The sequence below is a fragment of the Amycolatopsis sp. NPDC114478 genome (assembly GCF_055633805.1).
Genome location: NZ_JBVKDO010000011.1, coordinates 121,908 through 147,031 on the forward strand (window position 1 = coordinate 121,908; position 25,124 = coordinate 147,031).

Sequence of the window (25,124 nt, forward strand, 5' to 3'; positions counted from 1 at the left end):
CAGCCCTCGTAGCTCAGGGGATAGAGCACGGCTCTCCTAAAGCCGGTGTCGCAGGTTCGATTCCTGCCGGGGGCGCTCTGACCAGGCATTATGTTGGAATTGATCTGTTAACGTAGGTCGTCAGGCTGACGGCGGTTCGTGAGTCAGAGGCTTACGAAGACCGTGATGACAGCCGGCTCGCCCGGGTTGCGGACGATCAGCTCGAAGTCGCCGATGTCGGCACCGGCCCCGCCGGTGTGCCGCCTGACGGCGCTTCTCAAGAGCCGGTCGAGCTGCCGAGCATCTGCAGGGTCCGCCTCGGCGGCGAACGCCTTCACCTCACTACCGAGGTGGTGCAGCTCGAGGTCAAGTGGACGCGGTCCTCCTCTGGGTAAAGCTTCTGCTACTGCCTGTCCATCATTGGGTTGCTCCGCTGTGGGCTGTTGAGGAGCGGGGCGCAGGATCAGGGGGCGCTTGCCTCTGCCACCTGCTGAAAGCATGCCCCACTGTCGGAGCAGGTCGGCAGCACGGTGGGCGGTGCCGACGGCAACCTCGTAGGCGGCGGCTATCTCCTTGATCGAGGGTGCGACAGATCCATCGGGTAGGTCACCAGCGAGGATCCGGCTGCGGATGCGTGAGGCGACGCGCTCAAACGGCGCTTCCGGAGCGGTCTTAGCCCGCTCGATCTGGTCGACCACCGCGGGGAGCTCGGGAAGTCGGGCGGCCAGGTCACCGGCCGCCCGCTGGTGGGCTTCGGAGGCCCAGGCGGCGTAGAAGCGTAGGGTCGTGCTTCCACCGCCGCCGTGGCCGAGTCGCCCAGCTACGGTGCGGATGTCGACGCCGGCAGCGATCAGTTCCGTAGCATTGAAGTGCCGCAAGCACTTGAGCTGGGTGTCGAGGCCCATGGCCCGGGTCATCCGGCGGTAGCGCTGAGTGACCGAACGGGGCCGCAGCGGCGTGCTGTGGTCCGGCTCCAGCGAGAAGAAGAACGCGTCGTCGTCCATGTCGTGTCCGGCCTCCGACGCTGCGGTGTCGAGGGCGGCCCAGTAGTCGATAAGCAGCTGGTTCGAGGCGTCGTCCAGGACGATGTGGCGGGCGATCTCGTTCTTGATGCCCTTCTCGAGGAGCTCGTTGGTTTCGTCGAGCTGGGCGATGGCCTCCCGCAGGTACAGAACCTTCTTGACCGGATCGTGGTGGCGACGGCGCAGCGCCACGACCTCACCGCGGCGGGCGCCGGAGATCATGCCGATGAAGATGAGCACGCCCCAGGCGAGTTCCCGGCGGAACGCCTCGTTCACGATTGCTGCGGCTTCGTTGGTGCTCGGCGGGACCGGGTCGGTTTTCTCGAACGACGGCGGCGCAAGTCCGTCGATCGGGTTGACCGACCACCATTCCCATTCCGCCATTGCCATGGTGTACGCGCCGGACAGTATGGCGTGAATCTTGCGGACCGTGTTGTTGGCGAGGCCCTTGCACTGGTGTTTCCGGCACCGGGCATCGCACTCGTGTTTGCGAGGCGTCCGGTGCTCGATCCAATTCGTGTTCGTGCAATGGTGTCGGCACCGTTGGCAATCCTTATAGAGTGCGCGGATCGTTTTCCTCGCGTCCTTGGTGGCGCTTTTGGTGCCGATGTAGGGAATCACGTGACGGTTGATCAGACTGCCGTCTTTTTCAACGGTAGTGCGCGCAGCATCGCGCTCGTCCTGATACTTGAGCACCAGATGGGCGATGTCGACTTTCGTTTTCGGGTGCCGTTGTTCGTCGACTTCGTTGAGCAGGCGAGTGAGGGCGACTTCGGCCTGGTGCTCGTCGTCGGGGCCCGGTGGGACGATGACGGTTGGCCGGTGTCGCTTGCCGGTGATCGGGTCCACTCCGGCGTCGACGCGCACTCGCAGCGATCCGCTGGACAGGCGGTCGATGGACCCGCGCGACCGGTTGCGTCGGGCGCCCCGACCACCGCGAGTGCGCTTCCCTCGGGTCGATACCGCCGTCATCTGTGCCGTGCTCATGCCCCGATGATATTGAAATTTCGGGTCACGTTTCGGGGCATGGCGGGGTCAAGGGGCTCCGACGTACCTCGCTGACCTGCGTCAACGGCCGGAGTTCGAGGCTGCGACGCTTACATTAGGAGAGCGGTGCTCTATCCCCTGAGCTACGAGGGCCTGCTGCTGCCACGCTCAGCTTAGCCTGCCGAAGGTCAGCCCGGCAGCAGGGGCGACCAGACTCTCGTCGTCACCCAGGTGAGTGGTTCTGGGACGCGACCGACCCCGGGGATACACCCTGCCGGACGGCCGACCGCACCTGACCTGGACGGACCAGTGCCTCACCTGGTCGTGTCTGGTTTCGAACTGCTGAACAACAGTAGGTAACCTTCGTTAACGGGACGCGGGGAGCCGCCTCCTACTGGCTGTTGCGGAGGGCTTCGTTGATCAAGCTCATGTTCGCCGACGACGAGGAACTGGTGCGCTCGGGGTTGCGCGCGATGATGTCCGGGGCTCAGGACATCGAGATCGTGGGCGAAGCCTCCGACGGCAGATCCGCAGTGGAAGTTGCCCGGCGGTACCACCCCGACGTTGCCCTGCTCGACATCAAGATGCGGGCCCCTGACGACGGCATTCGCGCCCTCCGGGCCATTCTCGCCCTTCCCGATCCGCCCACCGTCGCCATGCTCACCACCTTCGACATCGACGAATACGTCAGCCTCGCGCTGCGGCTCGGTGCCAACGGCTTCCTCCTTAAGGACATCGACCCCGCCGCGCTGCTCAGGGCGGTGCGGGACCTCGCGCGCGGGGGCGCGGTCCTGGACCCGGGTGTCGCCGCGCGGATGGTTCAGTCCCACCGGGACGAACAACGCGCTGCTCAGCCCGCCCGGAAGCTGCTCGCCTCACTGTCCGAACGCGAACGCGAGGTCGTCGCGCTCATCGGGCAGGGCCTCTCCAACGCCGAGATCGGCGGGCGCCTTCACCTCTCCGAAGCCACCGTCAAGGGGTACGTCTCCGCCGTGCTCTCGAAGATCGGCGCCGCCAACCGCGTGCAGGCCGCTCTGCTGGCCTACCGCGGGGGCCTGCTCGACCAGTAGATGCTGCTCACGGCGCTGGAGTTCCTCGGGCTCGTCGCCTTCGCGGCGTCCGGGGCGCTCGCCGCCGTGCGGGCTCGGCTCGACGTCTTCGGCGTCGTGGTCGTCGGGCTCACCACCGCGCTCGGCGGCGGTGTCATCCGGGACGTCCTGCTCGGCATCCACCCGCCCACGACGCTGCGGAACTGGCCCTACCTCGCTGTCTGCGCGGCGACCGCCCTGGTCGTCTTCACCTTCCACCCGCAGGTCGCGCGGCTGCGGCGGGGCGTGCTGCTCGCCGACGCGCTCGGGCTCGGCGTCTTCGCCACCGCCGGGACGACCATCGCCCTGAACGTCGGCGCGACCGTCTACGCCGCGTGCCTGATCGGCATGACGACCGGCATCGGCGGCGGTGCCGTGCGCGATCTGCTGCTCCGGGAAATCCCCCTCGTCCTGCGGAAAGAGATCTACGCGATGGCCGCGCTGGCCGGCTCGGTGCTCGTCGCCGTCGGTCACTCCCTGCGACTGCCGGAGGGGCCGGTCACCGTGGTCGCGGCCGCGGGAGTGGTCGCCATCCGGATGATCGCGCTCTGGCGGCACTGGAACGCGCCCGTCGCGCGGGCACCGGAGTGAGGATCTCTTTGTTAGTTCTGTGTGTGTTCTTAGGCGAGTCTCAGCACGCTGAGTAAGACTGACGCCATGCGCATCCTTGTGGTGGACGACGACCGCGCCGTCCGTGAGTCGCTTCGGCGGTCCCTGGAGTTCAACGGCTACCAGGTCGAGCTGGCCAGCGACGGTGCGCAAGCCCTGGAGGCGATCATCGCCGACCGGCCGGACGCGATGGTCCTCGACGTCATGATGCCCCGGCTCGACGGCCTCGAGGTGGCCCGCCGCCTGCGCAGCACCGGCGATGACCTGCCGATCCTCGTGCTCACCGCGCGCGACACCGTCTCCGACCGGGTGTCCGGGCTCGACGCCGGCGCCGACGACTACCTGCCGAAGCCCTTCGCGCTGGAGGAGCTGCTCGCCCGGCTGCGGGCGCTGCTGCGCCGCGCCGTCCCCGAGGGCCAGAACGGCCAGGCGACGGAAGTCCTGTCCTTCGCCGACCTGACCCTCGACCCGGGCACGCGCGAGGTCCGCCGCGGCGGCCGCGAGATCAGCCTGACCCGGACCGAGTTCGCACTGCTGGAACTGTTCCTCTCCTACCCGAAGCACGTCCTCACGCGGGGCCGGATCCTGGAGGAAGTATGGGGTTACGACTTCCCGACGTCGGGCAACGCGCTGGAGGTCTACGTCGGCTACTTGCGCCGCAAGACGGAGGCCGAGGGGGAGCCGAGGCTGATCCACACGGTTCGGGGGGTGGGGTACGTCCTGAGGGAAACCCCACCGTGATCGACGCCGGTGAGCCCGGTGATCCCCGCGGCACGCGCTGGGGGACGCGCCGGTTCTCGCTGCGCGGCCGGGTGACGCTGCTCGCTGCCGCCTGCGTCGCCGGCGCCGTCGCGCTGGTGTCGATCGGCGCGTACATGGTCGTGCGCAGCAACCTCTACCAGCAGCTGGACGACGGCCTGATGGCGCGCGCGCAGGCGGCCGTCGCGTCGCCGCAGGTGCAGACCGAGCTGCGGCAGGTGCCGGGCGCCTTCCTGGCCAGCGCCGACCTGCAGATCGGGCAGCTCAACGCCGCGCCCGACGTCCAGCACGCCGTGATGACCTACCCGCTGTCGAGCTCGGCGCCACCCTTCGACCAGCGCGAGCTGGCCGTCGCGAACGGCGACTCGCCGGAGTCGATGCGGACGGACTTCCGCACCGACAGCCGCGTGGTCGCGCTGCCGTCCGGGCACGGCGAGGCCATCGTGCTCGCCCAGTCGATGGGCCCGACCAAGCGGACGCTGAACGAGCTCGCGCTGGTGCTGTTCCTGATCGGCGGCGCCGGCATCCTGGTCGCCGCCGCGGCGGGCACCGCGGTCGCGCGGGCCGGCCTGCGCCCGGTCGACCGGCTGACGTCGGCCGCCGAGCGCGTCGCCAAGACCGGCGACCTGCGGCCGATCCCGGTCAGCGGCGACGACGAGCTGGCGCGCCTCACCACGACGTTCAACACGATGCTCGGCACGGTCGCGGACTCGCAGGAACGCCAGCGCCAGCTGGTCGCGGACGCCGGCCACGAGCTGCGGACGCCGTTGACGTCGCTGCGCACCAACCTCGAGCTGCTGCTCGCCGCGAGCAAACCGGGCGCGCCACCGCTGCCGGACGCCGACCGCATCGACATCGTCGCCGACATCAGCGGCCAGCTCGACGAGCTGACCCAGCTCATCGGCGACCTCGTCGAGCTCGCGCGCCAGGACGAGCCGCGCGAGCGCTTCGAACGCGTCGAGCTGCTGGACGTCGTCGAGCGCGCGCTGGACCGGGCGCGGCGGCGGGCGGGCGAGATCAACTTCGACGTCTCGCTGCAGCCGTGGGTGCTCACCGGCGACAACAGCTCGATCGAACGCGCGGTGCTGAACCTGCTGGACAACGCGGTGAAGTTCTCGCCGCCGGACGCGACGGTCTGGGTGCGGCTCTACCCGCTCGGCGACGGCACGGCCGTGGTCGAGGTCGCCGACGAGGGCCCGGGCATCGCCGAGGAGGACCTGCCGAAGGTGTTCGACCGGTTCTACCGCTCGTCGGAGGCGCGCACGCTGCCCGGCTCCGGTCTGGGCCTGGCGATCGTGAAGCACGCGGCCGAGCGGCACGGCGGCGCGGTGTACGCGTCGCGGGCGCCCGAGGGCGGCGCGTTGATGACGATCCGGCTGCCGGGGGCGCCCGGCTGACTTTCGCGCGCTGCGCCGTCCACGGTGGGGTTGTTCACCTGCGATGCGGAGGCCGGTTCCATGACCTGCCGTTTCGAAGTTCACCCTCGTCGGCTCTGCGAATCCTGTGTTGAATCGTGTAGGATTTTGTGTGGTTGAAGACGGGGACGGAGTTGAGCGGTGCTTGCGCGTCAGCGACAGGCGGTGATCCTGGAAGAGGCACGCCGGACCGGGGCGGTCCGGGTCAGTGACCTCGTGACCAGGCTGGGCGTGTCCGATATGACGGTGCGCCGCGACCTCGACGTCCTCGCCGGGCGCGGGCTCGTCGAGAAGGTCTACGGCGGCGCCACCTCGATCGTCGGCAAGAGCACCGACGAACCCGGCTTCGAGGCGAAATCCGTGCGCCAGCGCACGCAAAAAGAGGCCATCGCCGAGCTCGCCGCGACACTCGTCCGGCCCGGCACCGCGATCGGCATCTCCGCCGGCACCACCACCTGGACGCTCGCCCGCGCGCTCGACGCGATCCCCGGGCTCACCATCGTGACCAACTCGATCCAGGTCGCCGACGTGCTCCGCGGATCGACGCAGCCGGACCGCACCGTCGTGCTCACCGGCGGGGTGCGGACGCCGTCGGACGCGCTGGTCGGCCCGGTCGCCGTGCACAGCCTGCGGTCGCTGCACCTCGACGTCGTCTTCCTCGGCGTGCACGGGATGGCCGACGGGCCGGGCTTCACGACGCCGAACCTGACCGAGAGCGAGACCGACCGCGCGCTGGTCGAGGCCGGGCGCAAGCTCGTCGTGCTCGCCGACCACACCAAGTGGGGCACCGTCGGGATCTCGACGATCGCCGACCTGGACGAGGCCGACGTCGTCGTCACCGATGACGGGATTCCCGACGAGGCCAAGGAAGTACTCGCCGAACGGGCGGGGGAACTCATGATCGCCGAGACGGCGGAGACGGACGAGGCCCAAGAAGCGTGAAGCGCACCGTACGACACCTGGCCGACGGCCGCGAGATCATCTACTTCGACCAGCCCGGCGCGCCCGACCGCGTCGCCGAGGACACCCGCGACCTGCCGCCGGTCGCGGCCGCGTCGGAAATCCGGCTGGACCCGCTGACCGGCGAGTGGGTCGCGATGGCCGCGCACCGGCAGACGCGGACCTACAAGCCGCCGGCGGACCTCTGCCCGCTGTGCCCGAGCAAGCCCGGCAAACCGAGTGAGATTCCGGAAAGCGACTACGACGTCGTCGTCTTCGAGAACCGCTTCCCGTCCTTCGCTGAGGACGTCATCGGCGAGCCGTCCACTGTGGACGGTCTCGGGCTGGTACCGGTGCGGCCCGGGCGTGGTCGCTGCGAGGTCGTCTGCTTCACCAGTGACCACGAGGGCGCTTTCTCGCGGCTGAGCCCGGAGCAGGTGCGGGCCGTCGTCGACGCGTGGGCCGACCGCACCGCCGCGCTGTCCGAAGTGCCCGGTGTGGAACAGGTCTTCCCGTTCGAGAACCGCGGCGAGGAGATCGGCGTCACGCTGTCGCACCCGCACGGGCAGATCTACGGCTACCCGTTCGTCACGCCGAAGACCGAGCGGATGCTCGACGTCGCCCGCGCCTACCAGGCCGAGCACGGCCGTCCGGTGCTCGGCGACGTGCTGGCCGCCGAGCAGAAGTCCGGCGCGCGCGTGGTGGCGTCCGGCGAACACTGGACGGCGTACGTGCCGCCGGCGGCCCGCTGGCCGATCGAGGTGCATGTGGTGCCGCACCGGCAGGTCGCGGACATCCCCGCGCTGACCGACGCCGAGCGCGACGATTTCGCCGCCGTCTACCTGGACGTCCTCCGCCGCTGCGACGCGCTGTACGACCGGCCGCTGCCGTACATCGCCGCGTGGCACCAGGCGCCGGTGCGCCGCGACCGCGAGCTCGGCTGGCTCCACCTGGAACTGTTCTCCGTGTTGCGCGCCAAGGACAAGCTGAAGTACCTCGCGGGGTCCGAATCGGGCATGGCGGTGTGGATCAACGACGCGACGCCGGAGCAAATCGCGGAACGGCTCCGCGCGGCGGGCTGATCCGGCCATACTCATCTCCGATGCACAGGTTCGGCTCAGGAACCTCTCAGGACCATCGCGCAAGGTGAGGGACATGACCGAGAACGACCCCAGCGCGCACGACCCCGCGGCGCCGCGGCACCCCGAGACCGGCCAGCAGGCGGCTCAGGGCGGTTGGGCGGGGAGCCCGTACGGTGACCAGGCAGCAGCCACGCCCGAGTCCGGCGGCACGCCGCAGTACTCGGCGCCGGAGCCGTCCTACCACGCGGTGACCGGGGCCGATCCGTCCTACGGGGCGCAGCAGACCGCGAACCCCTGGTCCGCGCAGGGGGCGGCGCCGGGCCAGACCCAGCAGAGCGTCTACCCGAACCCGAACCCCTACGCGCAGCTCGGCACGGGCGCCTACGGCACGCCGTCGGCGCCGCCGCCGCCAGCGCAGCCGAAGCGGTCCGGCGGCAAGCTGCTCGCCGGCGTCGCGCTGATCGCGTTGCTGGTCGGCGGTGTCGCGGGCGGGGCCGTCGGGTACCTCACCGGGGGCTCGTCCGGCGGTCCGGCCAGCAACGCCCTCGACGCGCCGAAGCCGGCTCAGCAGACCGGCAACGCGCCCGCCGGCTCGGTCGAGTCGGTCGCGCAGAAGCTGTCGCCCAGCGTCGTCGAGCTGCAGGTGAGCGGACAGCAGGGAGCCGGCGAAGGCTCCGGGTTCGTCATCAGCACCGACGGCTACATCCTGACCAACAACCACGTCGTCGAGGTCGCCGCGAACGGCGGCCAGATCCGGGCCGTGTTCCAGGACGGCAAGAAGGCCCCCGCCAAGGTCATCGGCCGCGACCCGACGACCGACATCGCGGTCGTCAAGGTCGACGGGGTCAGCAACCTGACCCCGGTCGAGATCGGCCGGTCCGACGACCTGCGCGTCGGCCAGTCGGTGGTCGCCATCGGCTCGCCGTTCGAGCTGGCCGGCACGGTCACCTCGGGCATCGTCAGCTCGCTGCACCGGCCGGTGCGCGCGGGCGGCGGCCAGGGCGGGCAGGAGACGGTGATGGACGCCGTCCAGACCGACGCCGCGATCAACCCGGGCAACTCGGGTGGCCCGCTGGCGAACATGGCCGGCCAGGTCATCGGCATCAACTCGGCGATCTACAGCCCGCAGTCGGCGTCCGGCGGCCAGGGCCAGGGCGGTTCCGAGAGCGGCAACGTCGGCATCGGGTTCGCCATCCCGATCGACCAGGCCCGCCGCACGGCGGACACGATCATCAAGACCGGCCAGGCGGTGCAGACCTACATCGGCGCCCAGGTCACGGACGCCCCGCAGGGCGGCGCGCAGCTGGGGGCGATCACCCCGGGCAGCCCGGCGGAGAAGGCCGGCCTCAAGCCGGGCGACATCGTGACGAAGATCGACGACCGCAACATCGACAAGTCGGACACGCTGGTCGCCGCGATCCGCACCCGCGCCCCGGACGAGAAGGCGACGTTCACGCTCTCCGACGGCCGTACGGTCGAGGTGACGCTCGGCGGGCAGCCCGTCCCGGCCAACTGATCCCTTTCAGACGCTCGGCCGCCTGGTGCGGCCGAGACCAAACATCGGCTCGACCCCCGCACCTCGGGGCCGGACCCCCAAGGCCACGCGCGACCCAGGCATTCCATGCCGGTCGCGCGTGGCCGCATTTGTGGGTGGGATCAGGGGCCGGGAGGGGTGGCCGGCGTGCCAGGCGGGGCGGGGCGCTCGCGGGGAGGATCGGCGGGCTTGCCGGGCGGGGCTGGGTGTGTGTTGGGCGGTTCGGCTGAGGGGCGGGGTGGGGTTGAGTGTGTGTTGGGCGGTTTGGCTGAGGGGCGGGGTGGGGTTGAGTGTGTGTCGGGCGGTTCGGCTGAGGGGCGGGGTGGAGCTGAGCGTGTGTCGGGTGGCTCGGCTGAGGGGCCGGGTGGGGTTGAGTGCGTGTCGGGTGGCTCGGCTGAGGGGCCGGGTGGGGTTGAGTGCGTGTCGGCCGATGTGCCGGTTGAGTCGAGTGGCGTACCCGCGGAGGCGGCCGGCGTGCCGGGCGGGTCGGTTCGCCCGTCCGGTGTGGCATCTCCTGTGTCCGGGCGGACCATCCGCGAGCTTGGCCGGACTACGCAGCGGGCGAGCGGTGCCAGGAGGACCAAGAGCCAGACCGCGGCCAGCGTCAAAGCCAAGCCCAGCGCTGGGTCGCCGTCGTGGAGACCCGGCATCGGCGGGGTTCCATACGGGCGCCAGAGCAGCGGGAACGCCACGATCAGCAGCACCCCCGTGATGACCGTGCCCGTGACGACCGGGACCCGCCACGGCCGCGGGAGGGCTCGGGCCAGGACGATGCCGAGGATCGCCGTCAGCGGGGCGACCACGCCGTCGTTGACCAGCGGGCCGCCGACGATCCAGCCGACCGTGCCGAAGACGTCCGGCCGCAGCGGCAGCGCGTACTCGGCGAACAGCACCACGCCCCACGCCAGCGCCGCGAGGCCCGGCAAAACGAGTAGCGTGCGAGCGATCTTCACAGCGCCTCCAGCTTCATGACCCACTTCGTCTGCAGCACGCCGGGCCGGTTCGGGGCGATGATCCGGCACGGGAAGCCGTGGTCGAGGTCGAGCACCTCGCCGTTCAGCTCGAGGGCGAGCAGCGTCAGCTCGTCCGCCGTGTGCTCGCCGGGCAGGACGCTCACGCCGTACAGCCCCGAACGCTCCGAAGAGGACACCCGCACCGCCGTGCCCGGCGCCACCCCGACGGCTTTCAGCAGCGCCGGCAGGGAAACCCCGCGCCAGGTCGCCGACTGGCTCCAGCCCTCCACGCACGCGATCGGCAGCTCGGCCGTCGTCTGCGGGAGTGCGCGCAGCTGGTCGAGCGAGAACTTCTTCGTGCCGCCCGGAGTCACCACCGAGAGCCGCCACGTCGCCGACCACGTGATGCCCGCGGCCGCCGCCGTCCGGTTCACCGGGAGGCCTTGCGTGCCCTTGCCCGTCTTCCAGGAGAGCCCGGAAACCCCGCGCAGGAACGGGACCGTCGCGCCGGCCGTGGCGACGACCGCGACGCCCGTCGCGAGCCCGGTCGTGCGGAGGAACCCGCGCCGGGACAGCCCGGCGGCCGTCGGCTCGTCCTCGGGTACGCCGCGGGTCAGCGCCCGGCGGATGACCGGCAGCTTCACCGCCACGTGCACCAGGATCGACCCGATCGCCAGCCACGCCACCGCGTAGTGCACCTGCGGGAAGTAGAAGCCCCACGGGTAGTTCTGCGCGACGTTCAGCAACCCCGTCGTCAGCTCGAAGAACGCGGCACCCGAGAGCACCAGGATCGACAGGCGCTCCAGCGCGTGCGGCAGCGAGCGGACGAGCGGACGGCCGAACAGCTTCGGGTAGACGCTCCACAGCTTGGCCAGCAGCAACGGGATCGACGCGATGCCGGAGATCACGTGCAGCCCTTGCGTGACGCGGTAGAGCCCGACCGGGCGGCTGGGCCAGAAGAACCAGTCCGGCGGGTGCTGGATCAGGTGGCTGATCAGGCCGGTCACGAAGCAGGTCGTGAACGTGACCGCGAGCGCCAGGCCGATCTTCGACGTCACGCGCTCGTCGTGCGCCGGCGCCTTGAACTGTTCTTCCTGGGGAATCGGCAGTTTCACGACCGCTCCAATCGCGCGAACCAGCGGTGGCCGTGCCGGGTGGTCCAAGCGACGCGCAACCCGGCGCGCAGGGCGACTCCGGCGATCGCGTCGACGCCGACCCACGCCCAGGTGAACCAGGCGACGTCCGCGTGCCCGGGCCGCAGCCGGACGCGCTCGTGCCGCAGGCCGCGCCCGGGCGGCTCCAGCTCGACGAGGACGTCGCCGTCGGGGGCGATCAGCTGCGCCGCGCGGCGCAGCAGGACGACCGGGTCGCCGCCGATGCCGATGTTGCCGTCGGCGAGCAGCGCGTGCCGCCACCGCCCTTCGCCGGGTACGTGGTCGAAGACGTTGCGGTGCAACGCACTTCCGCCGCGACGACGGGTCAGCCGGACAGCCGTGCGCGAGCTGTCCACGCCCAGCGCGACGACTCCGCGTCCGGCCAAGGCCGCGGTGAGCCGACCGGGACCGCAGCCGATGTCGAGGGTCGGGCCGGTGCAGGCGTCGAGCAGCACCTCGTCGCCGTCGGACGGTGCGGTCCAGCGCTCGACCGGCAGGTCCACCCGCTCGCCGTTGGCCAGCTCGAGCCAGCAGTGGTGGCCGAGCAGACCGCGGTCGAACTCGTTGCCGAGGAGGGCCGTTTTCATGCGACCGCCTGCCCGCGCACCGCCGCGACGGCACGGGCGAACCGGCCGTCCGGGCACAGCGCCGCCACCGCCCGCGCGTCCGCCATGGTGTCCACATCGGACAGTGTCGCGGCGAGCTGCGGTCGCAACCCGCACGCGGTGAGCGCGCGCACCGTGCGTTCGCCGGTGTCGTCACGGGACATCGGGACGCCCGCCAGGACCTGCGCGTGCCGCGGGTCGGCGAGGCCCAGTGCCCACCAGCCGCCGTCGGCGGCCGGGGCGAGCACCGAGTCGTGCCCGCCGTCCACGACCGGCGCGGCCGCCGCGGCGAGCGACGCCGGCGTGACCTGCGGGGTGTCCATGCCGATCTGGAGGATCGGCAAGCCCGCGTGCACCGTGGCGGCGTCGGCGTGGGCGTGCGCCAGGCGAGCCCCGAAGTCCCAGCCACGTTGGGGAATCGTGGTGACGTAGCGCAGCGCCTCCCCGATCTCGGGGGCCAGCGCGGCGGCGCCGAGGTCACCGGTCATCGCGACGACCGGCGCGGCGCCGGGGACCGCGCACACGGCGTCGAGCGTGTCCAGCAACGCGGCCGCGGCGATCCGCGCGGCCTGCGCCGGGGTCGCCGGCGGGGTCAGCCTGGTCTTGGCGAGCCCCGGCACCGGCGCCTTGGCCACGACCAGCAGCACGAACCTCGCCGTCATCGCGCCAGCACCCGCCCGAAGTCGCGGACCGCGCGCACCGTGCCGCGCACCGAGCCGGACACCTTCGACTTCGTCCCCTTGGCGCGCTCGCCGTAGCGGACGTCGAACTCGCGCACCCGCCACCCGGCACGCTGCGCCTTGATCAGCAGCTCGAGCGGGTAGCCGAACGCGCGGTCCGCGACGCCGAGATCGAGCAGCGCTCGCCGGTCCGCGGCGCGTAGGGGCGCGATGTCCCGCACCGGCAGCCCGCGGTGGCGCAGTAGCCGCGCCAGCACGACGTTGCCGGCTCGCGCGTGCCACGGCCACACACCGGGTCCGGTCGGCACCCGCCGTCCGACCGCCAGGTCGGCGCCACCCTCGACCGCGGTCACCAGCCGCGGCAGGTCGCGCAGGTCCAGGGAACCGTCGGCGTCGGCGAAGCACACGATGTCCGCGGTGGCGGCCTCCAGGCCCGCGTGCACGGCCGCGCCGTAGCCGCGGCGCGGCTCGTGCACGACCTTCGCGCCGAGTGAGGCCGCCACGTCGGGCGAGCCGTCGGCCGAACCGTTGTCGACCACGATCGCTCGGTAGCCCGGTGGCAGCCCGGCCAGCACGCCGGGGAGGGCGCCCGCTTCGTCGAGGCAAGGGAGGACCACGTCCACTCCTGAGTCAGTCACGGCGCCGACCGTAAGTCCGGCGTGGACTGCGGGAAACCCTTGCAGTGCTTACTGAATCATGACGAGTGACGAGTTCTTACCGGGGCGTTACGGCTGCCCCGGCCGGCCCGCGGACCGCGCCTCGCGGGCTTAGGGTGGGCAGCGATGAGCGAGCCGAACCCGGCAGCCCGGCTCGCCGAGCCGCCTGCCCGCGAACCCGAACCCCCGGCGCCCGATCGGCCCGGCCACCGCGCCACCCGGGCCGATCTCCTCGCCGTCGCGGCGGCCGTGGTGCTCGTGGCCGTGGCCGCCGCGGTCGGCTCGTACTACAACCGGCCGCACTCCGGCGTGATCATCTTCGTGTCGGCGCCCCCGCTGTTCGCGGACTGGCTGCCGCACGTCGGCCCGGGCTCGGTCTTCGCCGTCCTCATCGCCGTCGCGGTCGTGCTGCACGGCCCCACCCTGGCCGCCCGCCTCCCGTGGCGCCGGGCGCTCGCCGCCGGCTACCTGGCCTCCCTCGCCTGGATCTTCTCCCTGGCCATGGTCGACGGCTGGGCTCGCGGGTTCGCCGGGCACCTCACCATCCCGCAGGAGTACCTCCACGAGGTGCCCGGCATCACCGACATCCCGCGGATGCTGCGCGAGTTCTCTTCCCGCATCCTCGACTTCCAGCCGAACTCGTGGACGACGCACGTGTCCGGGCACCCACCGGGCGCGACGCTCGTCTTCGTCTGGCTGGACCGGCTCGGCCTGCACGGCGGCGCCTGGGCCGCGACGGCCGTCGTGCTCGTCGGCGCTCTGGTCGCGGTGGCCGTGCCCGCGACGGTCGCGCTGCTCGGCCGGCCCGACGCGGCTCGCGCGGTGCTGCCCTTCGCCGTCCTGACGCCCGGCGCGGTGTGGATCGGCGTGTCGGCGGACGGCCTGTTCGCCGGGACGACGGCCACCGGGCTGGCGCTGCTCGCCTTGTCCGCCAGGGGCTTCGGCCACGGCCGCCGGTACGCCGTGCCGGCCGGGCTGGCGGCCGGGGTGCTGCTCGGCTTCGGGATCTTCCTGTCGTACGGCCTGGTGCTGCTCGGCCTGCTCGCGCTGGCCGTGGCCGTCCTCGGCCGGCAGTGGCGTGCCGCCGCCCTGGCCATCGTCGCGGCGCTGGCCGTCGTCGGCGTTTTCGCGTGGGCCGGGTTCTGGTGGCTCGACGGCTACCACTTGGTTGTCGAGCGCTACTACCAAGGCGTCGCGCTGGTTCGGCCCTATTCGTACTGGATGTGGGCGGATCTGGCCGCGGTGGCCGTCGCGCTCGGTCCCGCCGTGATCGCCGCCATCCGGCGTGCCTTTGCCCGCGGGCCGCGCGGCCTGCTCGCCGACCCGGTGCTGCTCCTGGGCCTCGCCGCCCTGCTCACCATCGTGTTCGCCGACGTCTCGGGCCTGTCGAAAGCCGAGACCGAACGGATCTGGCTACCGTTCGGGGTGTGGTTGCTGCCGCTGACGGCCCTGCTGCCGCGGCCCGGTCGCAGGTGGTGGCTCGCGGCTCAGGCGGCGACGGCCCTGGCGGTCAACCACCTGCTGCTGACCGGCTGGTGAGGGAGAAGTGATGAACGATCAGGCCGGGCGCGTGCTCGTGGTCGACGACGACGAGACGGTCCGCGACGTCGTCCGCCGCTACCTCGAGGTCGCCGGGTTCACCGTCGACCAGGCCGGCGACGGTGCCGACGGGCTGGCCAAGTTCGCCGCCCACGAGCCGGACCTGGTCGTCCTCGACGTCATGATGCCGGGCATCAACGGCCTCGAGGTGTGCAAGCGGCTGCGCCAGGTCAGCCACGTGCCGATCGTCATGCTCACCGCCCTCGGCGAGGAGGAGAACCGGATCGCCGGGCTCCAGCTGGGCGCCGACGACTACGTCACGAAACCCTTCAGCCCCAAGGAGCTCGCCCTGCGCGTCGCCTCGGTGCTGCGCCGCGCGCGGATGCCGCGTCCGGTACCGGCCGCCGCTGAGCTGGCGGACGGCGACCTGCGCCTGCAGATGACCGCGCGCACCGCGACGCTCGCCGGCCGCGAGCTGCCGCTGACCTCGCGGGAGTTCGACCTGCTGGCGTTCTTCCTGGCCCACCCTGGCGTCGCCTACTCGCGCGCGGACCTGCTCGAGAAGGTGTGGGGCTGGGACTTCGGCGACCAGTCCACGGTGACCGTCCACGTGCGACGGTTGCGCGAAAAGATCGAGCGCGACCCGGCGAAGCCGACCCGGGTGGCGACGGTGTGGGGCGTCGGCTACCGCTACGACCGGGAGCAGCCGTGATCGAACCCGGCGAGTCCTTCGCGGAGACGTTGACGCACCTCTGGCACATCCTCCCGCTGGCGTTGCTCTTCTCCCTGCCGATCGCCGCGCTCGGCGGGGCGGTGCTCTACGTCCTGCGCCGCGGCTCGCTGGCCACCACGCTCACGGTGCTGGTGCTGATCCCGGTGCTGTCCACGCTGGTCGGCGTCCTGGGTGTCAGCGGGTTCATGTTCACCCCCGCGCTGACCACGATGCTGCTGGTCTGCCTGCTCGTCGCCGCGTGCACCGTGCCGGCGGCGATCATCCTCGGCCGGGCCATCGCGCGCCGCAGTGTCTGGGAGCGCGAGGCGCGGGACCGCGAGCGCGCCGCCGAGGCGTCGCGGCGCGAGCTGGTCGCCTGGATCAGCCACGACCTGCGCAGCCCGCTGGCCGGCATCCAGGCGATGGCCGAGGCGCTCGCCGACGGCGTGGTGTCCGAACGCCACGAGGTCGCCGACTACGCCCAGCGGATCAGCGGCGAGACCACCCGGCTGTCCGCGATGGTCGGCGACCTGTTCGAGCTCTCGCGGATCACGGCCGGCGCCCTCGAGCTCACGATGTCGGCGGTGCCGCTGCGGGACGTCGTCAGCGACGCCGTCGCCGCCCAGTCGCCGGTCGCCGAGCGGAAGCGGGTGCGGGTCCTCGCCAACGCGTCAACCTGGCCGGTCGTGACCGGCAGCGACCCGGAACTGGCCCGGATCGTGCGGAACCTGGTGTCCAACGCGATCCGCCACACCCCGCCGGACGGGACGGTCGCGGTGCAGATCGGTGTCGACGGCGACGAGGCCCTCCTCGCCGTCGACGACTCCTGCGGCGGCATCCCGGACGACGAGATCACCCGCGTGTTCGACGTCGCCTTCCGCGGGACGCAGGCCCGGACGCCCGAGCGCGGCGGGACGACCAGTGGTGGAGGGCTCGGGCTGGCCATCACCAAGGGGCTCGTGGAGGCGCACCGCGGGAAGATCGGCGTCCACAACCACGGGCCCGGGTGCCGCTTCGAGGTCCGGCTGCCGTTGGCGATGTCCTAGACCGCCAAGGGTTCGCGGTCCGGACCGAGCCTCAGGAACTCCATTCCGGGGAAGTGGGCCGCCGCGACCACCGTGCTCGTGCCCGCGATCTCGGCCAGCCAGCGCTGCCGGGTGCGGGCCGCCTCGTCCGGGTCGAAGTCGCCGAGGAACCGGACCCGGTCGTCGCGCAGCTGCACCGGGGTGTGGATGACGTCGCCGAGCAGGACCAAGCGTTCGTCGTCCGCCTCGACGTCCAGCACGTAGTGGCCGGGAGTGTGGCCCGGCGTGTGCCGCGCGATGATGCCCGGGGCCAGCGCGACGGCGTCGCCGTGGATCGCCTCGATGCTCCCGGCCGCCCGCACCGCCTCCAGCCCGACGCGGCTCCAGTCGTCGTTGGGCAGCCCGCCGATCAGCGGTTCCCAGTCCGCGACCCCGTGGACAGTCCGTGCCCGCTTGAAGGCCGGTGTGCCTTCGGGTGCCAGCCAGCCCACGTGGTCGGCGTGCAGGTGCGTGACGAAGACGGTGTCGACGTCTTCGGGCCGCACACCGGCGCCGCCCAACGCCGTCAGGAGGTTGCCTCCGATCCCCATCGGGGCCGGGTCGGCGCCCGCCGGGGCCATGCCGTCCGGGTAGCCCATCTCCCGCGGCCCGAACCCCGCGTCGACCAGGATCGTCCGGCCCTGGCCGCGGACCAGGAACCCGCCGACCGGCACGTGCACCGTGCCGTCGGGGTCGAGGACTCCGGAGTGCTCGGCCGGATCCAGGCCGGGGAAGAACGGGGTCGGGAGCCGGACGAGCCCGTCGGTCAGTGCCTCGATCGTGTAGTCGCCCACTGTGATCCGCTGCATGATCTTGCCAAGTTCGACCGTGATCGAACTATTCCCGGGTCAGACCGGTTCGCGCAGCTCGGCCGTCGCGAAGCCGGCGATGCCCTCCTCGAACCCGATCTCGGCCTTGAAGCCCAGCAGTTCGCGGGCGCGTGCCGGGTCGGCCACCACATGGCGGACGTCGGCCGGGCGGGCGCCTCCCGCCACCTCCGGGGTCGGGCCGTCGCAAGCGCGTGCCAGCTCCTCGGCCAGTTCGCCCACTGTGTGCGGGGTGCCCGAGCAGACGTTGACCGGCGTGATCTCGCCTTCCGGACCGGCTGTCCGGAGGGCCAGGACGTTCGCCCTGGCGACGTCGTGGACGTGGACGAAGTCGCGCTGCTGGCGACCGTCCTCCAGGACCCGGGGTGCTTCGCCGCGCAGCAGGGCCGAGCGGAACAACGATGCCACCCCGGCGTACGGCGTGTTCTGCGGCATCCGCGGGCCGTAGACGTTGTGGTAGCGCATCGCCCACACGGTGCCGCCCGTCTGGCGGGCCCACGCGCCGGCCAGGTGTTCCTGGGCCAGCTTCGTCGCCGCGTACGTGCTGCGCGGGTTCAGCGGGGCGTCCTCGGGCACCAGCTGCCAGCTCAGCTCGGCTTCGCACGCCGGGCACCGCGGCTCGAACCGGCCGGCGTCCACATCGGACGTGCGCCGCGGTGACGGTGGGACGACGCCGTGGTCCGGGCACGCGTACCGGCCTTCGCCGTAGACCACCATCGAGGACGCCAGCACGAGCTTCCGCACGCCGGCCGCGTACATGCCGGCCAGCAGGACCGCCGTGCCGTAGTCGTTGTGCAGGGCGTACGACGGCGCGTCGGACGGGTCGACGCCGTGCCCGACCACCGCCGCCTGGTGGCAGACCGCGTCGACGCCGTCCAGCAGCTCGGCGACGAGCTCGGCGTCGGTGACGTCGCCGCGCAGGAACCGGTGCCGGCCGGTGTACGACGGCGGCGTGCGAGAACCGTGGGCCGTCGGCAGGAGGTTGTCGAGCACTACGACCTCGTCACCGCCGTCGGCGAGCAGATCGGCGATGTGGGACCCGATGAACCCGGCTCCGCCGGTGACCAGTACGCGCACACCGGCCACGCTAGGGCCGTTCGCCCGGGCCCGCTCACGGCTGAGGTGGCACGTCACGGAATCGTCAGAACTCACCCGGCACCTCCCGGCGGCGGGAAGGCGAAACCGACTACGGTGGCGGCATGGAACGGAGTGCACAACGGCTGGGCCGGGCCCTCGTGGTCATCGTGGATGATCGCGTGGCGCACGGCGAGCACGAGGACACCACTGGCCCGCTGGTCACGGAGCTGCTCGAAGAAGCGGGCTTCATCGTCGACGGTGTCGTGGTCGTCGAGGCCGAGACCGCGGGCATCCGCAACGCGCTCAACACCGCCGTGATCGGCGGTGCCGACTTGGTGATCACGGTCGGCGGCACCGGCGTGCTGCCGCGTGACCGGACCCCGGACGCCACCGCCGGCGTACTCGACCGGCCGATCCCGGGCATCAGCGAGGCCATCCGGGCTTCCGGGCTGGCCGCCGGGGCCGTGGACGCGGGGATCTCGCGGGGGCTCGCCGGGGTTTCCGGCAGCACCCTCGTGGTGAACCTCGCCGGCTCGCGGTCCGCGGTGCGCGACGGGATGGCGACGCTGACCTCGCTCGTGCCGCACGTGATCGACGAGCTTTCGGGCCTCGAAGAGGTCTGATCCTTCGCTTGCCAGGCCGGGGGTGACGAGGAGTCGCTCCCGGCCTGAAGCATGCCTGGCTCATGGGACGCGAGATGACGGGGCCGGATCTGGGCGAGATCGAGGACTGGTTCGACGGTGTCCTCTCCGGGCAGATCAGCCGCGACGCGGCCGATCGCTGGGCCATGCGCTGGCTCAGCGACGACTTCGCGGGTGTGGTCGATCTCGACGAGGATCAGCTATGGGCGCTCGACTTGCTGGGGGGCATCGACCTCCCCGCCGGGCCGGGCGCGGGGTTCCTGCACAGCGAGGACCAGATCCGCGGGTGGCGGGACGAGGTGCGAGCCCGCCAACGGGGTTGAGGTGCGTCGGCCGGGGCCGTCAAGAGGTGGCTGATCGCCGGGCGAGGCGGTGGCGCGCCGCCGGGGGATTCGCTCTGGAGTTGTCAATCAACGCGTCGTGGGACACTTGAGGTATGTCCGGCCCCAAGCGCGATCCCCAGACGACCAGCGACCAGCGTCGGCGGGTCGATGAGATCTTCGGGGACGTCCTGCCCGAGACGACCTCCGATGAGCGGGACGTCGAGCGGCGTACCGGGCTCCCGGACGACTGGTACCGGGAGAACCGGCCGCCGCACCACGATCGGTGACGCCACTCAGTCGCGGCCGTTGCCGCGCTGGGACTGGGCGCGCAGCAGGTCGCGGATCTCGATGAGCAGCTCGACGTCCGTGGGCTCCGACGGGCCCGGCTCCTGGCCCCGCTTGCGCCGCTCCTGGACGTGCTTCACCGGCAGCACGATCACGAAGTAGACGACCGCCGCGACCAGCACGAAGTTGATCGCCGCGTTGATCACGCTGCCGAAGTCCAGGAACGTGGCCTGGTTGTTCTGGAAGATCTGGTAGCCGAGGCCCTTCGCGGCGTCCGTGCCGCCGATCGTGCTGATCAGCGGCTTGATGAGGCCGTTGGTGAACGCCGTGACGATCGCCGTGAACGCCGAGCCGATGACCACCGCGACGGCGAGGTCGACGACGTTGCCGCGCATCAGGAAGTCTTTGAAGCCTTTGAACACTGGTTCTCCTCACGAACGGGGACGGGTGTGAGCTAGCGGAGAGTAACCGTTACCGGTCGCTCCAGTGAAATCGCCGCCACCTTCGTCGCCACCGCCTCCGGGAGCCGCAGCAGCACCAGCGGTCCCTTCGCCGCGGACGCTTCTTGATGCCCGACCGCAACCACCGTCGCCCCGCCGGCCAGCACGGACGCCGGTACCCCCGGTTCCGACGCCGCCACGACGTCGACGTGCCCGCCGGGCTCCAGCAGTTCGGCGACGCCGGCGTCGGCCAGGCGCACCGGGACCGTCGCCGTCGCGGGATCACCCGCTCCGGGGATGGCCGTCGCCAGCCGGACGTCGGTCAGGGGTTCGCCGGCGCGGACAGCGCCCGCCAGCAGACGGCCGTCGACGCCGGCCGGGGTGCTCAACGCGCCCGCCGGCCGTGCGGAATCGGGGAGGTCGGCGACGCGGACGTCGGAAGCGCGCACCGCCGCACCGGAAGGGAGGTCGTGCGCCGCGACGACGGTCGGGGTCGTCGGCGCACCCCGCGCGGAACCGGGGTAGGCGAACAGCAGCGCACCGGCCAGCAGCAGGCAAGCGGCGAGCCAGCGGCGCACGAGCCGCGTCCGCCTGCCCCGCAGCCGGGTCAGATCAGGTGGGTGGAACTTCGCCAGCACGTCCACGGTGCCCCCTCGGCCGGATCGGGTGCGGCGGTGCGCCGCACTAGATCGACGTTAGGGAAGCCGGACGGGCCGCCGGAAGGGCCACGTCCGGCACCTGTGGACAACCGGGGTGTTGTGGATAACTCCGTGCCTCAGGAGGCCGCGGCGGTCGTCTTCGTCGTACCCGAGGAGGAAGATGCCGAGCTCGTGTCGGACTTCGTCTCCGTCTTGGTCTCGGTCTTCGCCGGGGTCGACACGGTGCTCGACTTGCTCGAGTCGCGCGAATCGGTGCGGTAGAACCCGCTGCCCTTGAAGACCACGCCGACCGAGCTGAAGACCTTCCGCAGCGCGCCGGAGCACTGCGGGCAGACGGTCAGGCTGGGGTCCGAGAACGACTGCACGGCTTCGAACCGGTGGTCGCATTCTTTGCAGGCGTACTGGTACGTAGGCACTGACGGCTCCTTTGCTGGCACTCATCCGACAAGAGTGCTAACCCAATTGTGCTTGAAAGCATTCCCCGAAAGCAATTCCTCGTTGCTCACATCGGCAGCTCGAGCACGCCTCGACCCGGCGTCAAGGCCCCGCTCATGCGCACGTCGTGAGGTTCCCCCGGCAGCCGTTCGACCAGCTCTTCGTCCCGGACGACGGCCAGCAGCGCCGCACCGGGCGCCGCGAACACCAGCGAGCGATCGTAGTGGCCGGCGCCCCGGCCGAGCCGGACGCCCCGGTGGTCGACGGCCAGCGCGGGCACCAAGATCAGCTCGGCCGCCCCGACAGCCTCGGTACCCAGGCGTTTTCCGCCCGGCTCGCGGATCCCGCGGAACCGGCTGGGCACCAGATCGGCCTCGCCGGTGTACTCGGCCCAGTCGAGCGGGTCCGTCCGCGACCGGATGACCGGCAGCAACACGCGCGCACCGCCGGCCGCGAGCGCGTCGACGAGCGCCGTCGTGCCCGGTTCGGTGCCGAACGGCAGGTACGCGCACACCGTGCCGGATGTGACCTTCGACACCGCGCTGACCAGCGCCGACGCCTCCTGGGCGTGCGATTCGGCGGTCTGGTCCGCCCGCGCGCGCGTCAGCCGCCCACGCCACTCCGCCTTGCTCAGGTGCTCATTGCCCAGCGCGTGCATGACCTCACGTTAGGCTTTGCGCCCATGACGGGCGCCGCAACCTCCCAGACGTTCAGAACCGCCATCGTGCCGGCCGCCGGCCTCGGGACGCGCTTCCTCCCGGCCACGAAGGCCGTCCCCAAGGAACTGCTACCGGTGGTCGACACGCCGGGGATCGAGCTGGTCGCGGCCGAAGCCGCCGCCGCGGGCGCCGAACGCCTGGTCATCGTGACCTCGCCGGGCAAGGACGCCGTCGTCCGGTACTTCGAGAAGCAGCCCGAGCTGGAGAAGAACCTCGAGGCCAAGGGCAAGAACGAGTTGCTGGCGAAGGTCCGCCGCGGCTCCGATCTGCTCGCCGTCGAGACCGCCATCCAGGAGCAGGCCCTCGGTCTCGGCCACGCCGTCGCGCAGGCCGAGCCGAACCTGCGCCCGGACGACGAGGCCGTCGCCGTGCTGCTCCCGGACGACCTGGTGCTGCCCACCGGCGTGCTCGAGAAGATGAGCGCGGTCCGGGCCGAGTTCGGCGGCAGCGTGCTCTGCGCGTTCGACATCCCGAAGGCCGAGATCTCGCCGTACGGCGTCTTCGACGTCACCGACACCGACGACGAAGACGTCAAGCGCGTGCACGGCATGGTCGAGAAGCCGAAGCCGGAGGACGCGCCCTCGACCTACGCCGCGGCCGGCCGCTACCTGCTCGACCGGGCGATCTTCGACGCGCTGAAGCGGATCGAGCCGGGCAGCGGCGGCGAGCTCCAGCTGACCGACGCGGTCGCGCTGCTGATCACCGAAGGGCACCCCGTGCACGTCGTCGTCCACCGCGGTGGACGCCACGACCTGGGGAATCCGGGTGGTTTCCTGCGCGCCGCGGTCGATTTCGCGCTTGAAACGCCCGAGTACGGTCCATCTTTACGGGCGTGGCTCACGGAACGGATCGGGACAGATCGCCCATGACGGAATCCCTCGACGCGGCACCGCCCGAAGTGGCCGGCGACGAAGCCGAGCTGCGCTCGGTCGAAGCGCAGATCTCGATGACCTTGGAAGCCGCCGTCCGGCCCCAGCCGGTGCGCGTGGCGATTTCCGAGGCCCAGGGGCTGCTCTGCGCCGAGGAGGTCGTCGCCGAGCACGCGCTGCCCGGCTTCGACCAGGCCGCGATCGACGGTTACGCGGTGCGCAGCGTCGACGTGCGCACCGCCGGGCAGGAGCCGGTGCAGCTGCCGGTCGTCGGCGAGATCGCGGCGGGCTCACGCCAGCCGCGGCGCCTGCAGCCCGGCCAGGCCGTGCGCGTCGACACCGGCGCGCCGCTGCCGACGCTCGCCGACGCCGTCGTGCCGCTCGCCTACACCGACGGGCACCAGGCCCGGGTCACCGTGCACCGCTCGGTGCCCTCGGCCGGGTACGTGCGCCGGGCGGGCGAAGACGTCCAGATCGGCGACGTCGCGGTGCGCCGCGGGGACACAATCGGCTCGGCGCAGGTCGGCCTGCTGGCCGCCGTCGGCCGGGCGAAGGTCCTCGTCTACCCGCGGCCGCGCGTGTCGATCGTGTCCGTCGGCGACGAGCTGGTCGACATCGACCGGACGCCGTCGGTCGGGCAGGTCTACGACGTCAACTCCTACGCGCTGGCCGCGGCCGCGCGGGACGCGGGCGCCGAGGTCAGCCGGGTCGGCATCGTGCCGAGCGAGCCGAAGCGGCTGCGGGAGATCGTCGAAGGCCGGCTGCTGATGTCGGAGATCGTCGTGGTCGCGGGCGGCGCCGGGGGCGCCACCGGCGACGAGGTCCACGCCGCGCTGTCCGACCTCGGCCGGATCGACATGACGCGCGTCGCGATGCACCCGGGCTCCGTGCAGGGGTTCGGCCGGCTCGGCCCCGACTCGGTGCCGACGTTCCTGATCCCCGGCAACCCGATGAGCGCGCTGGTCGTGTTCGAGGTGCTGGTCCGGCCGCTGATCCGGGCGGCGCGCGGGACGCGCAACCCGCACCGGCGGATCGTCGGGGCGCGGCTGCTGTCGCCGGTCACCTCGACCGAGGGACGGCGCGGGTACCTGCGCGGCCAGCTCCTGCGCGACGAGTCCAACGGCGAGTACCTCGTCCAGCCGCTCGGGCAGTCCGGGGCGCACCTGCTCGCGTCGCTGGCCGAGGCGAACTGCCTGATCAACGTGCCCGAAGAGCTGACCGACGTCCCCGCAGGCGAGCAGGTCCAGGTCACCTTCCTGGCCCAACGGGCCTGATGAACTCCGTGTCGGGCGTGTCCTACCCGGTCGAAAGCCGGCACCCGGGCTGGCCCGCCCGGCTCGGCCCGCTGAGGGTGCCCGCCGGGGTGGTCGCGATCCGGCCGGTTCGGCTGCGCGACGCGGGTGACTGGAGCCGGATCCGGCTCCGCGACCGGGCGCACCTCGAGATGTGGGAGCCGACCGGCGTCGGCCCGTGGCCGGAACGCAACGCCTTCTGGTCGTGGCCGTCGCAGTGGGCTGCGTTGCGTTCGCTCGCACGGCGTGGTCAGTGCCTGCCGTTCACGATCACCCTCGACGGGCGGCTCGCGGGCCAGATCACTGTGGGTAACGTCATCCGGGCGTCGCTGCGGTCCGCGTGGATCGGCTATTGGGTGTCCTCGGAGGTGGTCCGCGGCGGGGTCGCGACAGCCGCCGTCGCGCTGGTCACCGACCACGCCTTCGGGCTGGGCGGACTGCACCGGCTGGAGGCCACCGTACGGCCGGAAAACGCCGCTAGCCTGCGGGTTCTCACCAAGGCGGGGTACCGGCAGGAGGGCCTGTTCGAGAGGTACCTCGACGTCGCCGGCGCTTGGCGGGACCACTACTGCTTCGCCATCACGCGCGAGGAGACCGGGGCCGGCCTGGTGTCACGGCTGGTCGCGTCGGGACGCGCCGATTACGCCTGACGGTGATTACCCACCCGGAGCAGTGAGCGCGTTACCACATGCTGTGAGTTTCACCTAATCCGGTGAGGCATTTCCGTGATCGAACCCGGCGAGCCTCCGCCCGATCTGTTACTCCTGTGACTAGCGTGAT

The 25,124-nt window shown here is 71.7% G+C and carries 27 protein-coding genes and 1 tRNA gene; 17 read left to right on the forward strand and 11 right to left on the reverse strand.

Features of this window, described 5'->3' with window-relative positions; genetic code table 11:
• The first annotated feature begins 2 nt into the window (after positions 1 to 2).
• Positions 3 to 75: transfer RNA gene (locus ACZ7OH_RS28385), tRNA-Arg, on the forward strand.
• A 68-nt stretch (positions 76 to 143) separates the two neighbouring features.
• Here the strand turns inward: ACZ7OH_RS28385 and ACZ7OH_RS28390 are convergent.
• The gene (locus ACZ7OH_RS28390; protein WP_470283603.1) at positions 144 to 1,988 is read right to left on the reverse strand and encodes a tyrosine-type recombinase/integrase; all 1,845 of its coding nucleotides are present in this window, start codon (positions 1,986 to 1,988) and stop codon (positions 144 to 146) included.
• A gap of 416 nt (positions 1,989 to 2,404) precedes the next feature.
• Between ACZ7OH_RS28390 and ACZ7OH_RS28395 the strand changes: the two genes are divergently transcribed.
• The 7 genes from ACZ7OH_RS28395 to ACZ7OH_RS28425 all read left to right on the forward strand — a co-directional run bounded on the left by ACZ7OH_RS28395 (position 2,405) and on the right by ACZ7OH_RS28425 (position 9,396).
• Positions 2,405 to 3,058 (forward strand): response regulator, encoded by a 654-nt coding sequence (locus ACZ7OH_RS28395; RefSeq protein WP_003087851.1) that lies wholly within the window; start codon positions 2,405 to 2,407, stop codon positions 3,056 to 3,058.
• Positions 3,059 to 3,667: a trimeric intracellular cation channel family protein gene (locus ACZ7OH_RS28400; protein WP_470283604.1), complete on the forward strand. Its 609-nt coding sequence runs from the start codon at positions 3,059 to 3,061 to the stop codon at positions 3,665 to 3,667.
• A 66-nt stretch (positions 3,668 to 3,733) separates the two neighbouring features.
• Positions 3,734 to 4,426, forward strand: coding sequence for a response regulator transcription factor (locus tag ACZ7OH_RS28405; RefSeq protein ID WP_400895336.1), 693 nt, complete (start codon positions 3,734 to 3,736; stop codon positions 4,424 to 4,426).
• Complete coding sequence (locus ACZ7OH_RS28410) at positions 4,423 to 5,841, forward strand: sensor histidine kinase (protein ID WP_400895334.1); 1,419 nt, start codon at positions 4,423 to 4,425, stop codon at positions 5,839 to 5,841. The genes ACZ7OH_RS28405 and ACZ7OH_RS28410 overlap by 4 nt, the downstream gene beginning before the upstream one ends.
• A 159-nt stretch (positions 5,842 to 6,000) precedes the next feature.
• A complete protein-coding gene (locus tag ACZ7OH_RS28415; protein WP_400895332.1) occupies positions 6,001 to 6,801 on the forward strand; it encodes a DeoR/GlpR family DNA-binding transcription regulator in 801 nt (266 codons plus the stop codon).
• Entirely contained in the window at positions 6,798 to 7,880 is a 1,083-nt protein-coding gene (gene galT / locus ACZ7OH_RS28420) for a galactose-1-phosphate uridylyltransferase (protein ID WP_400895330.1), read from the forward strand. Before ACZ7OH_RS28415 ends, galT begins: the two co-directional genes overlap by 4 nt.
• 73 nt (positions 7,881 to 7,953) lie before the next feature.
• Positions 7,954 to 9,396, forward strand: a complete 1,443-nt coding sequence (locus ACZ7OH_RS28425) for a S1C family serine protease (protein ID WP_470283605.1) — start codon at positions 7,954 to 7,956, stop codon at positions 9,394 to 9,396.
• A gap of 967 nt (positions 9,397 to 10,363) precedes the next feature.
• On the opposite strand, the gene ACZ7OH_RS28430 is transcribed toward ACZ7OH_RS28425, so the two are convergent.
• From ACZ7OH_RS28430 to ACZ7OH_RS28445, 4 genes are read right to left on the reverse strand one after another with little or no spacing between them, the layout of a single operon-like run.
• The gene (locus ACZ7OH_RS28430; RefSeq protein ID WP_470283606.1) at positions 10,364 to 11,482 is read right to left on the reverse strand and encodes a molybdopterin-dependent oxidoreductase; all 1,119 of its coding nucleotides are present in this window, start codon (positions 11,480 to 11,482) and stop codon (positions 10,364 to 10,366) included.
• On the reverse strand, positions 11,479 to 12,108 hold the full coding sequence (locus tag ACZ7OH_RS28435; protein WP_400895321.1) for a class I SAM-dependent methyltransferase: 630 nt from the start codon (positions 12,106 to 12,108) through the stop codon (positions 11,479 to 11,481). The genes ACZ7OH_RS28430 and ACZ7OH_RS28435 overlap by 4 nt, the downstream gene beginning before the upstream one ends.
• Positions 12,105 to 12,788 carry a TIGR04282 family arsenosugar biosynthesis glycosyltransferase gene (locus tag ACZ7OH_RS28440; protein WP_470283607.1) on the reverse strand — a complete coding sequence of 228 codons (684 nt, stop codon included), beginning with the start codon at positions 12,786 to 12,788 and terminating at the stop codon, positions 12,105 to 12,107. Before ACZ7OH_RS28440 ends, ACZ7OH_RS28435 begins: the two co-directional genes overlap by 4 nt.
• Positions 12,785 to 13,429 carry a glycosyltransferase family 2 protein gene (locus tag ACZ7OH_RS28445; protein ID WP_470283774.1) on the reverse strand — a complete coding sequence of 215 codons (645 nt, stop codon included), beginning with the start codon at positions 13,427 to 13,429 and terminating at the stop codon, positions 12,785 to 12,787. The genes ACZ7OH_RS28440 and ACZ7OH_RS28445 overlap by 4 nt, the downstream gene beginning before the upstream one ends.
• A 159-nt stretch (positions 13,430 to 13,588) precedes the next feature.
• On the opposite strand from ACZ7OH_RS28445, the gene ACZ7OH_RS28450 reads away from it, so the two are divergent.
• The 3 genes from ACZ7OH_RS28450 to ACZ7OH_RS28460 are packed head-to-tail and all read left to right on the forward strand — an operon-like array spanning position 13,589 to position 16,759.
• Positions 13,589 to 15,001 carry a hypothetical protein gene (locus tag ACZ7OH_RS28450; protein WP_470283608.1) on the forward strand — a complete coding sequence of 471 codons (1,413 nt, stop codon included), beginning with the start codon at positions 13,589 to 13,591 and terminating at the stop codon, positions 14,999 to 15,001.
• 10 nt (positions 15,002 to 15,011) lie between these two features.
• Positions 15,012 to 15,713 carry a response regulator transcription factor gene (locus ACZ7OH_RS28455; RefSeq protein WP_470283609.1) on the forward strand — a complete coding sequence of 234 codons (702 nt, stop codon included), beginning with the start codon at positions 15,012 to 15,014 and terminating at the stop codon, positions 15,711 to 15,713.
• Positions 15,710 to 16,759 carry a sensor histidine kinase gene (locus tag ACZ7OH_RS28460; protein WP_470283610.1) on the forward strand — a complete coding sequence of 350 codons (1,050 nt, stop codon included), beginning with the start codon at positions 15,710 to 15,712 and terminating at the stop codon, positions 16,757 to 16,759. The genes ACZ7OH_RS28455 and ACZ7OH_RS28460 overlap by 4 nt, the downstream gene beginning before the upstream one ends.
• Here ACZ7OH_RS28460 and ACZ7OH_RS28465 read toward each other — a convergent pair.
• Both ACZ7OH_RS28465 and ACZ7OH_RS28470 read right to left on the reverse strand, forming a co-directional pair.
• Positions 16,756 to 17,586 (reverse strand): MBL fold metallo-hydrolase, encoded by an 831-nt coding sequence (locus tag ACZ7OH_RS28465; RefSeq protein ID WP_470283611.1) that lies wholly within the window; start codon positions 17,584 to 17,586, stop codon positions 16,756 to 16,758. The two genes, ACZ7OH_RS28460 and ACZ7OH_RS28465, sit on opposite strands and share 4 nt — an antisense overlap.
• A gap of 39 nt (positions 17,587 to 17,625) precedes the next feature.
• Positions 17,626 to 18,681, reverse strand: coding sequence for an NAD-dependent epimerase/dehydratase family protein (locus tag ACZ7OH_RS28470; protein WP_470283612.1), 1,056 nt, complete (start codon positions 18,679 to 18,681; stop codon positions 17,626 to 17,628).
• Between the two features lie 122 nt (positions 18,682 to 18,803).
• On the opposite strand from ACZ7OH_RS28470, the gene ACZ7OH_RS28475 reads away from it, so the two are divergent.
• From ACZ7OH_RS28475 to ACZ7OH_RS28485, 3 genes are all read left to right on the forward strand, one after another.
• Entirely contained in the window at positions 18,804 to 19,304 is a 501-nt protein-coding gene (locus ACZ7OH_RS28475) for a MogA/MoaB family molybdenum cofactor biosynthesis protein (RefSeq protein WP_013230045.1), read from the forward strand.
• Between the two features lie 74 nt (positions 19,305 to 19,378).
• Positions 19,379 to 19,645 carry a hypothetical protein gene (locus tag ACZ7OH_RS28480; protein ID WP_470283613.1) on the forward strand — a complete coding sequence of 89 codons (267 nt, stop codon included), beginning with the start codon at positions 19,379 to 19,381 and terminating at the stop codon, positions 19,643 to 19,645.
• 113 nt (positions 19,646 to 19,758) lie between these two features.
• Positions 19,759 to 19,932, forward strand: coding sequence for a hypothetical protein (locus ACZ7OH_RS28485; protein ID WP_400895304.1), 174 nt, complete (start codon positions 19,759 to 19,761; stop codon positions 19,930 to 19,932).
• Between the two features lie 6 nt (positions 19,933 to 19,938).
• Here ACZ7OH_RS28485 and mscL read toward each other — a convergent pair whose 3' ends face one another.
• From mscL to ACZ7OH_RS28505, 4 genes are all read right to left on the reverse strand, one after another.
• Positions 19,939 to 20,352 (reverse strand): large-conductance mechanosensitive channel protein MscL, encoded by a 414-nt coding sequence (gene mscL / locus ACZ7OH_RS28490; protein WP_470283614.1) that lies wholly within the window; start codon positions 20,350 to 20,352, stop codon positions 19,939 to 19,941.
• 32 nt (positions 20,353 to 20,384) lie between these two features.
• Positions 20,385 to 21,014 carry an SAF domain-containing protein gene (locus ACZ7OH_RS28495; RefSeq protein WP_470283615.1) on the reverse strand — a complete coding sequence of 210 codons (630 nt, stop codon included), beginning with the start codon at positions 21,012 to 21,014 and terminating at the stop codon, positions 20,385 to 20,387.
• 131 nt (positions 21,015 to 21,145) lie between these two features.
• Complete coding sequence (locus ACZ7OH_RS28500) at positions 21,146 to 21,445, reverse strand: FmdB family zinc ribbon protein (RefSeq protein ID WP_470283616.1); 300 nt, start codon at positions 21,443 to 21,445, stop codon at positions 21,146 to 21,148.
• Between the two features lie 86 nt (positions 21,446 to 21,531).
• A complete protein-coding gene (locus tag ACZ7OH_RS28505; protein WP_470283617.1) occupies positions 21,532 to 22,122 on the reverse strand; it encodes a 5-formyltetrahydrofolate cyclo-ligase in 591 nt (196 codons plus the stop codon).
• A 24-nt stretch (positions 22,123 to 22,146) separates the two neighbouring features.
• Between ACZ7OH_RS28505 and ACZ7OH_RS28510 the strand changes: the two genes are divergently transcribed.
• The 3 genes from ACZ7OH_RS28510 to ACZ7OH_RS28520 are packed head-to-tail and all read left to right on the forward strand — an operon-like array spanning position 22,147 to position 24,994.
• A complete protein-coding gene (locus ACZ7OH_RS28510) occupies positions 22,147 to 23,052 on the forward strand; it encodes a UTP--glucose-1-phosphate uridylyltransferase (protein WP_470283618.1) in 906 nt (301 codons plus the stop codon).
• Positions 23,049 to 24,326, forward strand: a complete 1,278-nt coding sequence (gene glp / locus ACZ7OH_RS28515; protein WP_470283619.1) for a molybdotransferase-like divisome protein Glp — start codon at positions 23,049 to 23,051, stop codon at positions 24,324 to 24,326. The genes ACZ7OH_RS28510 and glp overlap by 4 nt, the downstream gene beginning before the upstream one ends.
• Positions 24,326 to 24,994 (forward strand): GNAT family N-acetyltransferase, encoded by a 669-nt coding sequence (locus ACZ7OH_RS28520; protein ID WP_470283620.1) that lies wholly within the window; start codon positions 24,326 to 24,328, stop codon positions 24,992 to 24,994. The genes glp and ACZ7OH_RS28520 overlap by 1 nt, the downstream gene beginning before the upstream one ends.
• The last annotated feature ends 130 nt before the right edge of the window (positions 24,995 to 25,124 follow it).